This is a genomic window from Chitinophaga ginsengisoli (genome assembly GCF_003014595.1).
GTDB classification, from domain to species: domain Bacteria; phylum Bacteroidota; class Bacteroidia; order Chitinophagales; family Chitinophagaceae; genus Chitinophaga; species Chitinophaga ginsengisoli.
On the sequence record NZ_PYGK01000019.1, the window covers coordinates 18,765 to 33,434 of the forward strand.

Below are 14,670 nucleotides of genomic sequence, written 5' to 3' on the forward strand. Positions count from 1 at the left end.
AAAGAAGAATGCCTAATGAATGGTGGCAAGATTCAGGTTAATCTCATTTTTTTCCGGCTGCAAGCGGAATACTGCGCCATTAGAAGGCTTGGAGAAGCTGCCTTTGCCTGCGGACACATGATAACTAAATGTTTCAAAGCTGCCATCTAGCTGTCGCGGTGAAATATTTGTGAATGGCAACCTGGCGCCCAGCGCTGTCTCCAGGTCAAGATACCAGCTAATGGACTGTTTACCTGTTAGCTTTATGGAAACAGTTTTTTCTTTCAGCGTCACCTGTAAGACGCCGCCCTGTCTGAGCGGCCACAACACCTGCACGGTTTCCCTATCCAGGTTTTTGAATATGGGATCCCCACCTTTTAATGTCACATCCTGTCCTCCGACAAACGCCTTTAGCCGTAAGCCGGCCAGCTGCCCTGGTTTGCTCCACAGATACCCGTCTACGACAGGCAAGGTAAAGAATGTGCATTCATTTGAGGTAGCTACCTGGGTGGTGTAGATATCGGGGATATTCTCATTAAAGAGATGTATGTCCCTGATACGAAGGCTGCTGTCCTCCCATAATATGTTCATCCTGTAAAAGCGGCTGTTATACCATAAAGTCTTACGATCGCTGCCTTCCACATCCTTCGTCACGGAGAATGATGTAGGAGGCGTCACTTTATAGTTTGCACTAAACCAGTTGCCTGATTGCTCCAGGGTCTCCAGCCTGATCCTGCCCTTGTCTCTCAGGCTGGCGATCAAGGGCATCTGTATCTCAAACCCTTTAGCCATGGCATCCCAGGTGAAAGAGTTTTCCTGCCCTGCCTGGGCATAGTTAAAGTTCAGCGCAGGGTCTTCCGTGAAAGTCCTGAAGAACCAGTTGACCCAGCTTTCGCTACCACCGGCCTCGGGATATACCGGCTCAAGGGTAATCACGCCTTGTCGTTCGGTGCTGATACCCTGATCATACTGACGGACAGGATCACTTCCCAGCATCCGGAAAATCGGTACGGGAATCTGGCTGGCGGCGTTCTGCGCTGGCATATATGAATTGATCCTGCTTGGATAATAGGCCTGGTTCCAGTAGCCTCCCCATAGCGTATAACCGTCGGTACCATATTGGTCTTTACAATTTGCAGAAGCTACAATCCTGTATTTGTTATACAGGTACTGTAAGGTATGTGCATCAATAAACCAGGAGGCAACGGACCGGGGATAAAAGCCAAATATGCTTTTAAAGCTTTCCATATACACGTCTGCTATCTTTTCCCGCTCGGCCGGCGTATAGCCGGTAGAAAAGCCAACGTCTGCATGCCAATCCCAGGGATAACGTCCCCTCCATTTCAGCCCTGCTTTTTCTATCAACGGCTGCGGAAGCTCCCACCATGCACCAATCTCAAATGAGTCCTTTGGCAAGCTCCTGAGCAACTCCTGATAGCGGTGGTCCATTAGGGCATCGTACTGCAACAGGAATGTACCTGTGAGGCGATAGGTTCTCATAATATTTACCTGCTTTACCACGGTCTGGTAGAGCACGTCTTCTGTGATCCTGGGATCCCTTGGCTCCAACAGGCGAATGAAATTCACAATATTGACAATCTTAGGCTCCTGTCCGGAGGCGGTCCTCGGTAAGCTGACCATACATATACCAGCCAGCAGCAGCACCAGTATTACTTTTGTTCTAATCATATATGTTGTAAATAATTGTCCATGTTTACCGGTTACCAACCCGGATTCTGTTCAAGTATTTTTCCGTTCGCAGCATAAAAGGCTACTTCCTTTGTTGGCAGTGGTTGCAGATAATCTTTAGCAGGATCGAATTTCCGGTCTTTCTCTGCAACAAGAAAACCATTGGCGTCCACTTTGGATAAGTAAGCAGGATCGTTGTAAGGCGCCCGGGTAGCCCAATCGGTACCGGTGATCTTAATACCTTTTATGTCCTGCTTCAATTCGGTTTCTGCCGTTTTCAATTATTCCGCCCTCATCAATTTCATATTCGCTAATCTCTTCTACATATTCATTGCTTGCCTAACTCCACACACCCAATGTAAAATGTTGCGATATATTTATAAGAAACTGATCAAGCCCCGGACGCTTATAAATGTGAAATAAATCAAATTGAAAATCAACAGCAACACCCAGAGGAGTAGTGACCGCATGTATTAATGTTTCATCAAGATCAAGTAATAAGAGTTTATCTGATTTGCAGGGCATAAGTTAAGTCAATTGTGAATACATTATTTTTAAATCAATTTGTAAATAAATTCCTCTATTTCCGCTTGTCGCGCATTGGCAAAGCCCTTATCTGTACCAATCCTCACAAAGTTACACTTCTCCAAAACCTTCTGTGAGCCAAAATTATCAAATGCAACTCGCCCGAAAATGGGCCTGCTATTTTCCATTCTTAGAAACTCGCTCAGTGCTTTTGTAGCAATACCCCTACCCCAGAATTTTCTGTCAATCCAATATGTAATTTCTGCTTCTCCGTCCATTTCAAACTTCGCAATACTCCCCACAATACTGTTATCCATAATTATTGTCTGCATATTTATAGTCGGGTCGTTCATCAATTTTGTATATTTCTGAAGATATGCAGCTTTATCTCCTGGATCTTTTGAGGTGAAGGCAGCTAAATGGTTCGCCTCACTGTCAAGCTGAAAGATAAAGAAGAGCTCTAAATCAGCAATTTCAGTCTTCCGTAATATCATTTCATTATCATCTATCATTTCTTAATTTACCTTTTTTTCAGTGATAATATATCACCATTGTTCTAAACTCAACGGCAATGCAGCTTTAAGCGTAAGTCTTTTATTAATTCTCTTTCCAGTCTCTAAAAATAAACCTCAATGCATCATAATAAGCACTTACAGGTTCCGTCATGTGGCTTTCTGCCGGATAATATTTGTACTCATGCTCAAGCCCTTTAATTTTTTTGACTGACAATAATGAATCAAATTTCAATAGGTTGGTATGAAAAGTACTTGAATCGCTTATACCTTCGCTTGCATCACTATAAAAAAGCTTTTTGTTCAATAAAGCTCCTTTTTGCAACGTTCTGTCAGTCAGCTTTAATACATATTCCCTGTCCCACCAGAATGAAGGGCTGACGGCAACATAGGCGTCAAACATCGCTGGCTGAGTAAGTAAGCAGTTAATCGAGGCAAGCCCCCCGAATGAATGTCCAGCGAATATTTTATAGGATTGTGTTTTATAATTTGCATCAACGTATGGAATTAGCTCTTCCTGTATAAATTGCAAAAATTCCGCATTACCGCCACTTGGCTTCATCCACGATACTGCACTGGTATCAGGCTTTCCAAAATAATTAATGATGCTCACCGTAGGCGTAAGGTCTCTTGTGCGTTTAGTATTGGTAATGCCTACTACAATCATCTGAGGTATTACTTTCACGTCCCATCGGCTAAGGTAATCAGTATACTGGGCAAGCATATCAAAATGGCTTTCTCCATCCATTAAATATAAAACAGGAAAGCGTTTATTTACGTTGCTGCTGTCTGTCTTGGGGTAATGTATATATACAGTGCGGTTTTCATGCAATATTTTTGAAGCAATGATAACGACATCACCTGGCATTGTCTTTTGCGCTCTTACGGGCAATGAAAAAAACAGCACCAATACTGCGAGACTTTTCATAAAAGGGTTATGCAAACGTATGTTAGCCATATATTGAATATTTTTCGATTACTGTCACCTGCGTTGGTTTTCTACATTGATTACCAGGAGACTTCTTTTTTGAAAATAATATAAATATTTTGTTTTCAAGCCTGGCACTCATGAAATATCGCAGTACAATGAGGCCGGCATCAATCAGAAAGCCTTCAAGTCGCTGGATTTGAAGGCTTTCTGATTGATGCGGTACTAAAGGGTTTCCGCAGCAGCATTACTCCATACGCCTGAAAACAGATACGGGGATGGTTCCATCCGGACGGGGTGGTACCTGCCAGCTCAATGTATCTCCTTTTAATGTGAACGAGCGGACTTGCGTAGTTTGATCCCAGTTCGGGTTGGATGCACGGTCAATATTGAAGGATATAGTGCTTTTCACGCTATCTATCATATAGGCGCCGAAATGACAACTATGGCTGAAGAATGCATCTTTAAATTCTTCCGGTGTGCCCGTGGCGGCATTGCCTGATGCAAATTTTGTACGAATAGTACCGAAAATTTCTACCACGTAATGACCGTCTTTGGTAAAAATAGCTATACCATGTGGGTTAGTCCCATAATCAGCCACTCGTTTGCCATCGGGTAAAATCTTGTCAGCAGCAACTAAACGCCATGAACCAACAAGCGGATTCGATTGGGCCAATACCGGCATTGCGGGAATTACACTCATGATGCCGAGAAAGCCATTCAACAATGTTCTTTTCATAAAAATGTTTTACAATTGATGGATTTGGCTACAAATCTGCAGTGTATGATTCACCCGGGAAATTATATTCAACCAACGTGTACTTTACCTCAATACACGCCGGAGATATACTTAAAAAGTCCGTTTACGGATAAGCTCCATTAAACCGTCCCGGAATTTTTCCCCTACCGGTATTCTGATTTCACCAATGTGTATATGATTGTCCTGCATCGTGGTCATTTGACGCATGTTCACTATAAAGGATTGATGAACCCTCGTAAAGTCCATTGGCAGTTGCGCTTCTATGTCTTTAAGGCGTCTGTAAGTAAGAAGACTGAAGGCCGGAGTTACGACCCGTACATATTCCTTCTGGCTCTCAAAAAAAAGGATATCGTTCAACAGGATCTTTCGATGCTCTTTACCAGATTTCACAAAAAAATATTCATCGCCTGTAGTTCCACCTTCTTCCTTCCCTATTGTCCGCTGTGCTTTGAAATGCACTTCTGTCTTGCGTACTGCCGCCAGAAAACGCTTAAGGGTAATCGGCTTTAGCAAATAGTCAATTGTATGGTAAGAATAGCTTTCGGCAGCGAATTCACTATACGCGGTTGTAAATACGATTCCTATATCGGGAGATAATAATCCTGCCAGGTCCATACCGCTGACCAGAGGCATGTTAATATCCATAAACACAAGGTCAACCTCATTATCTTTTAAAAAGGCAATTGCTTCCAGGCCGCTGTAACATTTCGCCACCAACTGCCAGCTGGTGGCCTGGCTAATAAGCACCTCCAGCAGGTTAACCGCCTTGGGTTCATCATCAACTATCATACAGCGTAACATCATGTGAGCGGAAATTTTAAACTGGCAACAAAATACTCATCGTTTTCTTCGGTGGTATACAGGTCAAAATCATTACCATAGAGAATCGTCAACCGTTGACGCAGATTTTTTAATCCAATCCCCTGCATCTGCCTGGGATCAGCATGCCTGTTCAGGTAATTCCTGGTCTGAAAAACAAGGTACTGCTCTTTTTCAAATAGCGATATGTATATCTTATTTCTTCCCGAGATCTTATCTATACCATGCTTAAAGATGTTTTCGATGAAGGTCATCAGCAACATAGGTGGAATTCTGCGCTGATCGTCAATGCTACGTTGAAATATAAGTTCCGGCTCGGGTTGTATCCGCATTTTCTCCAAAGCAATGTAATTGTCAAGGAATTGGATCTCTGTCGACAATTGAACATATTCATGGGTACTCTGGTCAACAAAATAGCGCATAATGTCCGAAAGCCGTTCGATGAGCAATGCTGTTCGCGGTGCTTCCATAAACGCTTCATAATACATAGCGTTAAGCGTGTTGAATAGAAAGTGCGGCTGCACCTGCGCCTTTAGCAGCCTTAATTCAAATTGACTCTGTTGTAATAAAATTTTTTCCGACTGTTGCTTCAGTGTAAAATAGGCCATTGCCAGCCGGAAGACAAAGCTGAGGACAAACACAGTGGTCACAGAAAGCAAAAAGGTAATGTGCGACCAGGTATCCAGCCAGTGGGGAGCAGCAGCAAATGCCTCATTGCGTATATACAAGGATAAGTAACCGCGGCCAAAACCCGCTATTACCAATAAAACTATCGACCCCAGTAAGTACAGGAGAAACTTTTTCTTTTGATAGAAACGGGGATACAGGAAGTTAATATTTCCATATACAATTAGTGCATAAAACACACAACTATTGCATGCGGATAGCGCAGATCTCCCCGCTCCATCTGCCTGCAACATAGAAAAGAAACTGATAATCCCGATTGATACCCACACCAGGCAATGCAACCATATCAAGCGGAACTTTTCGGAGAACGGTTTAAGTGACATGTGTTAGCTAAGTTAGCTGATTTCCGTTTCTTTTCCCGCCCCTTCAACAAACCATGCTAAACGCTAAATCCGAACCTCATATTCCTCAACGTTCTTTATTGGCCAGGGTAGCAAAATATCTGAATTACTTTTATAACTTGCCGTCGCAACAGCATAACCTATACGATTAATCTGTTAAAAGCTTTTAAACCATAAACTAAACCCTATAATAAATGCAACGCCCTGCACACATCCCCGAAAACGCAGTTTATAATGAACAAAGTGCACAATGGACATTGGGGGCAACAAATGGAGACGGCCAAAGAATCGGCCATTGGAAAATATGGTACGGACAGGAATACCTCTGGATGGCTATCGCCTACGGAGATGGCACACCACCGTTCCGCTTTCAACGCTTTCACCCCGATGGTACCCTGTCAGAAGAAGCCGACATGAACGGCAATGATAAATTCATTGGTACGGTGCGCCACATAAAAAGTGACAATCCTACAATAGAACCCTTTACAGGAGGTCCGGCTGACAAGGTCGCCAATATATGGATCGCAGAATTTGATTTTTTGGAAGAAGACATCTACAATGCTCAGCGATTCTTTGACAGGCATAACAACCCTCTTAACATTGATGGTACTCCTCTGTCCAAACGTCCGGCATCGGTACCTGCCAACGCCCATTTTGTAAGGATGCCATACTCGGCTACCAGTTGGATAGGCGGGACATTTAACGTCCGTATCATGAAGTGTGTCGGCGAATATGGTGAATGGGACCTGAATGGCGATCCTGTTGTAAAAAGGCTTCACGGTGCCTCCGGCGAATTAATCGAGGAGTATAAATATGACAATGGAAAACTATCAAATTCGAGACTATATGATAAGGACAGCCTGGTGCAAAGCTTTTATTATAGGGAAATCGAGCCTGCGGTTGTTAAAAACCGTACCGTTTATCGAAATAACCAGAATGACGTAGAAAGTACTTATTTCGATGAAACGGGTAAGCAGCTTTTCTCAGTCCGTAAGGAAGAAATATCAAAACTTCACAAGCGAAGATATTTTAATGGTCAACTGGTGAGTGAAGGCACCTTGACCAGCGATAAAGAAAATCCTACGGCAAGTGCAAGATATTATTATCCAAACGGCGCTACACTTATTGACTTTATTGCCAATGACGACGGTACAGGTACATGGCGGTTGTACGACGTCGATGGTCAGCAAGTACAAGAGATACCTATAGCGGCAGAAGGCGATTACAAGCTGAAAAAGTGGGACACCTTTATGCCTGTCTGGGCTGACTATAGTGTGAAATCCACCGATACTGATAGCGAAGCTGTTACAGCGCAGTTCAAAAAGGCCTATAAAAACTATCTTACAACACAGAAACTGCAGGCGCTGGAAGTACCTGCCCCTCTGCAAGCGGAACTGGAGAAAATAAACTGGGAGACAATCGATACCTCCTATGGTGGCAACGAAGGACTGCCGACTGCTGTTAATGGTATGCTGTCGGAAGATGAAGATGTTGCAGACATGAGCAACGGTCAGATCTGGATGCAGATAGAGCACCAGGGAAGCGTGTATGAGTCCACTTACAAAATTGCTGGCATAATGGCACGCATGTTGCCGCTTTATAACCATTTGCCGATAGTACAATTACGCCTGGGACGATTTTTATTTAGGGTATTGAGGTTGTATCAGATCAGGGAGGATGAACAATTATACACCGAACTGACCTCCTCTTTTGAGCAAGCATTACCGCACATCATACAATGGGCTACTGGCCCCGATTGGGAAACAGCGCGGATAGCACAATACATTTTGATACATGCCGGCCAAAAGGAAGCGACGGAGAGCTTGCTAATGCAGGAATGGCAAAACACCTCCTATTCCGCGGAAAGAAGAGGATATGCTATATTTTCATTAGGCACTATTTACATAATCAGCGGGCAAAACGAACAACTGGTCAACGTTTTCTCAGCAGCTTTCATTACTGAAACAAACGCATTTCTCCGGTTTGCCATGGCAGCACACCTGGTGCTTGCAACCGGAGAGGCCGCACAGGATAGCTGGCTGGCGGAGTTGCTGTTTGTATTAGCGGATGATGAACCTATCTACTACGATTTTGGAAGCATGATTCCCTTTACAAATGATGGTGACGTGCAGAGATATATTATTGCGCTATTGGGCAAAGCACATCCCGATACACTGGAGAAGAACATAGAACCAGTGATAGAAGCGCTGCCCACAGTGAATGCGTTGAAAAAGGTCACCTTCTTCAACGCCATATTCCAGGTACTATTCGAAGATCCATCTGCACTGGAAGATATTACTCCTATAAGAAAAAAAGCGCTGTTGCTAGCCTCTGAGGAAGTGAAAAAAGATCCGGGATTTATTAATAGGAAAGAAGTGTTTGATGCTTATGGTTTGCCGCATGATGCTTTTGCGCTGAGACAGTTGGCGGGGGAGCGCTAAACTCAGCTTAAAACAACATCCCATTCCAATTGAACTACTGAGCCCAAGATAATATTCCGATTTCCAGCCGCCTCGCAAAAAGCGGGGCGTTGCTTTATTCAACCTTTAGTGCAACTCCAAATCAGCCCCGACGTTCCTTTTTTCAGTCAGCCGGAATCCAGGCTACACTTTTTACAATATAGGCTAACTTTTATTTACCGCCTTTGCCGACCTTTGTATTGTGGATGTAAAAGTAATCGTTCTCCATCCAATGATTCATATTAACTTAGTTTAGTTATGAAAGCAATAGATCCGCCCATTATTTATAAAAGTATCTCTGAGCTGATGCGGGACATGGATATGTCTAGACCGCTGCATCCGCTGGTCGCATTAGTAAACTACGAGACGGAGAAGGGCGGCCGTAATCTCGTTGGACGTAAGTTCCTGATCGACTTTTATAAAATCTCTTTTAAGAAGGAATTCAGAGGCCAGATAAAATATGGACAAGGCTATTATGACTTTGAGGAGGGTGGCATGGCCTTTTTAGCGCCGGGTCAACTGGTAACAATGTCCAGTGAGGAAAGCTGCCTGGAGGGATACACACTGTATTTTCACGCCGACCTGATCCGAAATTACCCGCTGGCAAAGAATATTCAGCAGTATGGTTTCTTTACTTATGCGGTAAATGAAGCGTTGTTCCTGTCGGATAAAGAAAAAAAAGTAATCGCCGGCTTACTTGAAAACATTGCCGACGAACTGAATAATAATACGGATGCCTTCAGCCAGGATGTGCTGGTATCTCAGATCGAATTGTTGCTTAACTATAGTAACCGTTTTTACAACCGGCAATTCCTTACCCGCAAAGCCATTCACCACGACCTGATCAGTCAGATGGATAGCTACCTGGAAAGTCGTTTTGCAGATCAATCCGGAGGCATACCAACCGTTCCCGAAGTGGCCAGCCATCTTCAGGTATCACCCAGATACCTGACAGATATGCTCAAAACATTGACCGGTCAAAGTGCACAGCAGCATATCCATGACCGGTTAATTGAAAGGGCTAAAATGATTTTAAGCAGTACCCGGCTGACTGTTGCCGAAATCGCTTATCAACTGGGATTCGAGCATCCGCAGTCTTTTAATAAACTGTTTAAGCGCCACACCAATCTTTCACCAACCGTTTTTAGAAAGTCTTTTAACTGACGGCCTTCCGATAACTTAATTAAGAAAGCATTATCTCCCGGATAAATGAATTCGATGTAGTCATTACAACGAAATAAGGACATCTTTTTCCATCACAGATCCAACATAAAAATTATTCTATAGGGCTACTAAATACAGCAGCCATTTATGGAACTGTATGCCTGTGCCCGGAGATGCCGCTGTTATTCGTCAAAGCGCTGATTCAAAAATTTATAAGATAAAACACCATAAAATGAAACAGTTTGAAAACAAAATAGATAAGAGTGAAAATACGTCAGTAATGAAGGCGATCCGGCTGCACGAGTTCGGAGGCCCAGAAGTATTGCGCTATGAAGACGCGCCACTTCCTGAACTGAAGGCGGGTGAAGTGCTGGTTCGTGTTCATGCAGTTGGCATCAATCCACCTGACTGGTATCTGCGCGAAGGATATAAAATGCTTCCCCCTGAATGGAGGCCGCAGATGCCTTTCCCTATCATTCCAGGATCGGATGTGTCGGGAGTCATCGAGGCTGTTGCACCGGATGTACAGGGCTTTTCTGCCGGCGATGAAGTTTTCGGTATGGTTCGTTTTCCCAGTTTCGGAGAAAGCGCTGCGTACGCTGAATACGTAGCTGCGCCGGCGTCGGACTTCGCACACAAGCCAGCCGGTATCAGTCACATACAGGCCGCGGCCGCGCCGATGGCAGCGCTCACTGCGTGGCAGTTCCTGATCGAGCTGGGGCATAATGTACAGAATCCACTTCAACCAGAAATGCATCGTCCCGTACCACTCGAGGGCAAGACGGTACTTGTCAATGGTGCTGCAGGTGGTGTAGGGCATTTCGCAGTACAACTGGCAAAATGGAAAGGAGCGCATGTCATAGCGGTGGCATCAGGAAAACATGAGTCGTTCCTGCGCGAGCTCGGTGCTGACGAGTTCATTGACTACAAAAAGACCCCTCCCGAGGATGTTGCACATGATATTGACCTCGTTGTTGATACCCTTGGTGGTCCTACCACCGGTCGCTTCCTGCGCACGCTCAAGCGTGGAGGTGCATTGTTCCCTGTGTTCTTAGGCTTCTCTGACGCTGAGGAAGCCGCAAAGCGGGGCATCACCGTGTCAATGACCCAGGTGCGTTCAAACGGTCAACAATTGGCTGAATTGGGACGCCTGTTCGATGCCGGGACGATTCGTGTCGCTATCGACAGTACATTTCCCCTTGCTGAAGCTCAAAAGGCACACGAACGTGCTGCCCATGGGCACATCCAGGGCAAGATCGTACTAACAGTAGCATGAGGACAAAAATCTAAAGAGCACGCTCCTCCGGGGAGCGTGTTCTTTCCCATCAGATACTATCAACAAAAACACTCACATGGATATTAAAGAATTAGCTGATAGAGCGTCCCTAAAGGAACTGGTCGACGCCGTTTCTATCCTTGCAGATAAGAAGGATGTGCACTCCGAAGTGCTCTTATTTTCTGAGAATGCAATATCAGAAACTTTCGTCGGAGGCGTGTCAGTTCTAAAACTGAAAGGCCGGAAAGAAATGGCAGAAGCGTTTGGAAATTTCCTTAAAGACTTTGAAACTGTTTACCATTTAAATGGACAGCAAACGGTCTCTATAAATGGTGATAACGCTAATGGCACATCTTATTGTCAGATTACTTTGATCGGTAACGAGAATGGTAGAAAAATAAAGACGACCATTGGGGCTATTTATCAGGATGATTACGTCCGTGAAAATAACCGCTGGCTGATTGCTAAGAGAATAGGGAATTTTGAATGGCAGGAAAAGCGGGAAGTTAATTAATAATCTATTATGTAAAAGCGACTTGGAGCAAATTAGTAACGGTATGACGATGTTGCAAAGGAAATGAATGAAATGAACAGAGCTTAAATTGTAGATGAAACGTAAATTTGATAAAAGCGAAAATATGTCTACAAAATTTTCCAATTTCCTTGATAAAAGGGATAAACCAGTAGTAGGGAGGTTGACTGTTTCTGAAGAAGCTGTGCGAAATAGTCCTTATATTATTAAAAAAATAGAACAGGCCAAACGCAGATTAGCAGAACATCCATTCCCTATTGAGCTGTTAAAAACAACGTAATATCTAAGATACCAAACTAAAAATGCCTCACTGTCGTGAGGCATTTTTGTTAACAATAATCATCTTTGCAAACATGCCAGTTCAACACTGTCAGTTCGTGGTTTATTCAACATTGGACAAAAAGTATAGGTAGAAAAATAACATACACCGGAAACATAGAGGCTGTATCAATACGATACAGCCTCCTTAGTAACAGCTACTGAATGATCCTGGCCAATTCGCTTTCCAACGCATCTCCACGCAGGTTCTTTCCAACTATTTTTCCGGCAGGATCGATCAGGAAATTTTGAGGGATTGCCCGTATATTATACAGTTTAGCAGCAGTATTATTCCAAAAGTTCAGATCCGAAACATGCGTCCAGGTCAGTCCGTCATGCTGTATCGCCGCCAGCCAGGCTTCCCTTTTATCTGCCTGATCTAATGATACGCCCAGCACGGTAAAGTTCCGGTCTTTATACTTATTATACATTTTAACAACAGTGGGATTTTCTGCCCGACACGGCCCACACCAGGACGCCCAGAAATCCAGCAGCACATATTTCCCCCTGAAATCAGATAAACGCACCGGTTTCCCGTTGACATCATTCTCTGTAAAATCAGGCGCGATAGCTCCGATCGACGTTGGACCAGTATCAAACAATTCATTCCCCAGTTTTTTCCCGGCAGCAGTGTTCCTGACCTCGGGCGACAATTGTTTAAATAGAGACCCGACCTGTGTAACAGGAAGCCCACCTGCCAGTTCTATCAAGGTCTCAAGACTTATATAGGATTCAGGATGGTGCACGATGTAAGCATATTTCAAAGTATCCTGCTGCCTCATTATCTGCTTTGCTTTATCATACAAACTAAGAATAAACGCACTATCAACCGGCGGCGTGGAAATAGCTTTCCTATAACTTTCATCCAGCTTCGATGAAAGCACATCACCCGGTGCCATCACCTCCTTGTAATAAGCGGTATATTGCGCATTGATCTTCCCTCCCTTCACTACTGCGTGTTGTAATGAGTTCGTCCCTTTAATACTTATCACTCCCGGTTCCAGGTAAAAAGTGATTGCATCCTGGCTATCCCCGATCGCAATACTTACCTTCTCCGGATCTGTGACCACTCCTTTGAAAGTGAATTTTCCGCCCGACAACACGGCAGAATCCAATGTCTGTTGATTCGTCCAGCCCCATGAATAGATCAGATATGCCTTTCCCTGCGTCTGCATCTTACTGAACTGACCTTGTATCGTATACTGGCGCTGTGCAACTGTATGACCTGCAAATAAAATTCCCAGGCCCGCGATTATAATTTTTCTCATCATTAGTATCCAAACGTTTGAGTAAGGTTAGGGTTATAAGTGATTTCCGATGGTGGTATCGGCCAGAATTGTTTGTGAGCCGCCCATATGCTGCTTCCTTTTGCAGCAAGCATGGCAGCATCCAGCTTACCTGTACGTCTCAGGTCAAAAAAGCGGTTGCCCATTTCAGTGAACAGCTCCACCCGGCGCTCCTGTGCAATAGCCGCCAGCAGATCTGTCTCCGTTGAAGCAGTGGTATTTGACAATCCCGCGCGACTCCTGATTACATCAATATCTTCCTGTGCACCGCTCAGATTTTTCAACGCCACTCTCGCACTTGCCCTTACCAGGTAAATATCAGCCAGTCGCAGGACCATAGACCGCTCTACACCATTACCCACTGATTTATACTTATTAGGAAAATAATAAGTGGCAGCCGGTGTTATACCCGTATATGTTGTAGACCTCACCCAGTTCGTGTACCGTCCGTCATTAGGCTCAAAGCTGTTCAACAGGTCCTTCGTTAACTGTATTTGTACCAGGTAAGTACTTACAGGATCTGTTTCCACTGTAGCCGGCATAGAGTTGTTATAGATCACAAATTCATTGGTCACCCTGTCATCTACAATGGCCATTGACCAGATAGTCTCCTGACTGTTCTTTAAGAATACATCAGCCAGCCCTACCAGCTTGTAAGTATTATTGTCAGCGATCACAGAGTCTGCCATATCTGCCGCATGCTGCCACTCGCCCGTAGCCAGGTACATCTTTGCCAGCAGGGCCTGTGCTGCGCGAAGGTTTGGACGGGCCCTGTCAGCAGTTACCGACCCATAACCATCCCTGTAAGTAGCTGACAACATGGACGTCGCCATCTTCAGATCACTAATGATCTGCTGGTACACGTCGCTTTGTGGTGCACGCGACAGCTTATTGGTTACATTAAAATCAGAAGTTAAGGCCAACGCTACATCTCCATACAAATTAGTCAGATAATAATAGTTGAATGCCCGTAAGAAATAGCATTCACCCAACCACTGGTTTTTAAAATACAAGCGGGCTTTTGTGGCATTGATCCCTTCTATCGCCAGGTTTAAAGCATAGATCTTGCTATAGGTAGATGACCAGTAATTCACTGTTGCAGGTGAAATAGCATCAGCATAACACATCTTGATCGTATTGTTTGCTGAGGTATTAGGCATAGGTACTAATTCATCTGAATACAGACCGGTAAGCTGCGGAAAGGCATCCGGTCCGGCGTCGTTTAATGCCGCAAGAGAGCCCGTGACAATTGCCGATATAGAATTGTCAGAGACATACGCGTCTGAACCGCCAATCGTACCCGCTGGCAACTGACCATTATCCAGGTATTTTTTGCAGCTGGTGAACAGCAGGAATAAAGCCAATAATTTTATAATGCTGATTTTCATTTTCATC

15 protein-coding genes are annotated in these 14,670 nt (G+C 44.3%); 5 read left to right on the forward strand and 10 right to left on the reverse strand.

Translation table 11 applies throughout. The features are described 5' to 3' along the window. Nucleotides 1-12 precede the first annotated feature (12 nt). The 8 genes from CLV42_RS29630 to CLV42_RS29665 form a co-directional block, all read right to left on the reverse strand. A complete protein-coding gene (locus CLV42_RS29630) occupies nucleotides 13-1,668 on the reverse strand; it encodes a hypothetical protein (protein WP_106605680.1) in 1,656 nt (551 codons plus the stop codon). 32 nt (nucleotides 1,669-1,700) lie between these two features. Continuing rightward, entirely contained in the window at nucleotides 1,701-1,928 is a 228-nt protein-coding gene (locus CLV42_RS29635; protein WP_146154523.1) for a hypothetical protein, read from the reverse strand. Nucleotides 1,929-2,007: 79 nt separating this feature from the next. Continuing rightward, nucleotides 2,008-2,193: an NIF family HAD-type phosphatase gene (locus CLV42_RS29640; protein ID WP_245901766.1), complete on the reverse strand. Its 186-nt coding sequence runs from the start codon at nucleotides 2,191-2,193 to the stop codon at nucleotides 2,008-2,010. A gap of 29 nt (nucleotides 2,194-2,222) precedes the next feature. Next, entirely contained in the window at nucleotides 2,223-2,705 is a 483-nt protein-coding gene (locus CLV42_RS29645; protein ID WP_106605568.1) for a GNAT family N-acetyltransferase, read from the reverse strand. 85 nt (nucleotides 2,706-2,790) lie between these two features. Further along, the gene (locus CLV42_RS29650; RefSeq protein WP_106605569.1) at nucleotides 2,791-3,663 is read right to left on the reverse strand and encodes an alpha/beta hydrolase; all 873 of its coding nucleotides are present in this window, start codon (nucleotides 3,661-3,663) and stop codon (nucleotides 2,791-2,793) included. Between the two features lie 217 nt (nucleotides 3,664-3,880). Then, complete coding sequence (locus CLV42_RS29655) at nucleotides 3,881-4,372, reverse strand: lipocalin-like domain-containing protein (protein ID WP_106605570.1); 492 nt, start codon at nucleotides 4,370-4,372, stop codon at nucleotides 3,881-3,883. A 111-nt stretch (nucleotides 4,373-4,483) separates the two neighbouring features. Then, on the reverse strand, nucleotides 4,484-5,197 hold the full coding sequence (locus CLV42_RS29660) for a LytR/AlgR family response regulator transcription factor (protein ID WP_106605571.1): 714 nt from the start codon (nucleotides 5,195-5,197) through the stop codon (nucleotides 4,484-4,486). Continuing rightward, complete coding sequence (locus CLV42_RS29665; protein WP_106605572.1) at nucleotides 5,194-6,222, reverse strand: sensor histidine kinase; 1,029 nt, start codon at nucleotides 6,220-6,222, stop codon at nucleotides 5,194-5,196. The genes CLV42_RS29660 and CLV42_RS29665 overlap by 4 nt, the downstream gene beginning before the upstream one ends. A gap of 212 nt (nucleotides 6,223-6,434) precedes the next feature. Here CLV42_RS29665 and CLV42_RS29670 point away from each other — a divergent pair, with 212 nt between their 5' ends. The 5 genes from CLV42_RS29670 to CLV42_RS29690 all read left to right on the forward strand — a co-directional run bounded on the left by CLV42_RS29670 (nucleotide 6,435) and on the right by CLV42_RS29690 (nucleotide 11,951). Next, complete coding sequence (locus tag CLV42_RS29670; RefSeq protein ID WP_106605573.1) at nucleotides 6,435-8,681, forward strand: toxin-antitoxin system YwqK family antitoxin; 2,247 nt, start codon at nucleotides 6,435-6,437, stop codon at nucleotides 8,679-8,681. A 276-nt stretch (nucleotides 8,682-8,957) separates the two neighbouring features. Further along, nucleotides 8,958-9,863, forward strand: coding sequence for a helix-turn-helix domain-containing protein (locus tag CLV42_RS29675; RefSeq protein WP_106605574.1), 906 nt, complete (start codon nucleotides 8,958-8,960; stop codon nucleotides 9,861-9,863). 232 nt (nucleotides 9,864-10,095) lie between these two features. Next, on the forward strand, nucleotides 10,096-11,139 hold the full coding sequence (locus tag CLV42_RS29680) for an NADP-dependent oxidoreductase (RefSeq protein WP_106605681.1): 1,044 nt from the start codon (nucleotides 10,096-10,098) through the stop codon (nucleotides 11,137-11,139). Nucleotides 11,140-11,215: 76 nt separating this feature from the next. Further along, complete coding sequence (locus tag CLV42_RS29685) at nucleotides 11,216-11,653, forward strand: nuclear transport factor 2 family protein (RefSeq protein ID WP_106605575.1); 438 nt, start codon at nucleotides 11,216-11,218, stop codon at nucleotides 11,651-11,653. A gap of 124 nt (nucleotides 11,654-11,777) precedes the next feature. Further along, on the forward strand, nucleotides 11,778-11,951 hold the full coding sequence (locus CLV42_RS29690) for a hypothetical protein (protein WP_211303553.1): 174 nt from the start codon (nucleotides 11,778-11,780) through the stop codon (nucleotides 11,949-11,951). Between the two features lie 196 nt (nucleotides 11,952-12,147). Here CLV42_RS29690 and CLV42_RS29695 read toward each other — a convergent pair whose 3' ends face one another. After that, nucleotides 12,148-13,257: a TlpA disulfide reductase family protein gene (locus CLV42_RS29695; protein WP_170117705.1), complete on the reverse strand. Its 1,110-nt coding sequence runs from the start codon at nucleotides 13,255-13,257 to the stop codon at nucleotides 12,148-12,150. 2 nt (nucleotides 13,258-13,259) lie between these two features. After that, nucleotides 13,260-14,663: a RagB/SusD family nutrient uptake outer membrane protein gene (locus CLV42_RS29700; RefSeq protein ID WP_170117706.1), complete on the reverse strand. Its 1,404-nt coding sequence runs from the start codon at nucleotides 14,661-14,663 to the stop codon at nucleotides 13,260-13,262. Nucleotides 14,664-14,670: the final 7 nt, after the last annotated feature.

What these genes read in the sequence shown, in the direction of transcription:
- CLV42_RS29670 (WP_106605573.1), top strand. Translation starts at nt 6,435, where the DNA reads ATGCAACGCCCTGCACACATCCCCGAAAACGCAGTTTATAATGAACAA.
- CLV42_RS29665 (WP_106605572.1), bottom strand. Translation starts at nt 6,222, where the DNA reads ATGTCACTTAAACCGTTCTCCGAAAAGTTCCGCTTGATATGGTTGCAT.
- CLV42_RS29695 (WP_170117705.1), bottom strand. Translation starts at nt 13,257, where the DNA reads ATGAGAAAAATTATAATCGCGGGCCTGGGAATTTTATTTGCAGGTCAT.
- CLV42_RS29680 (WP_106605681.1), top strand. Translation starts at nt 10,096, where the DNA reads ATGAAACAGTTTGAAAACAAAATAGATAAGAGTGAAAATACGTCAGTA.
- CLV42_RS29650 (WP_106605569.1), bottom strand. Translation starts at nt 3,663, where the DNA reads ATGGCTAACATACGTTTGCATAACCCTTTTATGAAAAGTCTCGCAGTA.
- CLV42_RS29640 (WP_245901766.1), bottom strand. Translation starts at nt 2,193, where the DNA reads ATGCCCTGCAAATCAGATAAACTCTTATTACTTGATCTTGATGAAACA.
- CLV42_RS29630 (WP_106605680.1), bottom strand. Translation starts at nt 1,668, where the DNA reads ATGATTAGAACAAAAGTAATACTGGTGCTGCTGCTGGCTGGTATATGT.
- CLV42_RS29660 (WP_106605571.1), bottom strand. Translation starts at nt 5,197, where the DNA reads ATGATGTTACGCTGTATGATAGTTGATGATGAACCCAAGGCGGTTAAC.
- CLV42_RS29685 (WP_106605575.1), top strand. Translation starts at nt 11,216, where the DNA reads ATGGATATTAAAGAATTAGCTGATAGAGCGTCCCTAAAGGAACTGGTC.
- CLV42_RS29700 (WP_170117706.1), bottom strand. Translation starts at nt 14,663, where the DNA reads ATGAAAATCAGCATTATAAAATTATTGGCTTTATTCCTGCTGTTCACC.
- CLV42_RS29675 (WP_106605574.1), top strand. Translation starts at nt 8,958, where the DNA reads ATGAAAGCAATAGATCCGCCCATTATTTATAAAAGTATCTCTGAGCTG.
- CLV42_RS29655 (WP_106605570.1), bottom strand. Translation starts at nt 4,372, where the DNA reads ATGAAAAGAACATTGTTGAATGGCTTTCTCGGCATCATGAGTGTAATT.
- CLV42_RS29645 (WP_106605568.1), bottom strand. Translation starts at nt 2,705, where the DNA reads ATGATAGATGATAATGAAATGATATTACGGAAGACTGAAATTGCTGAT.
- CLV42_RS29690 (WP_211303553.1), top strand. Translation starts at nt 11,778, where the DNA reads ATGTCTACAAAATTTTCCAATTTCCTTGATAAAAGGGATAAACCAGTA.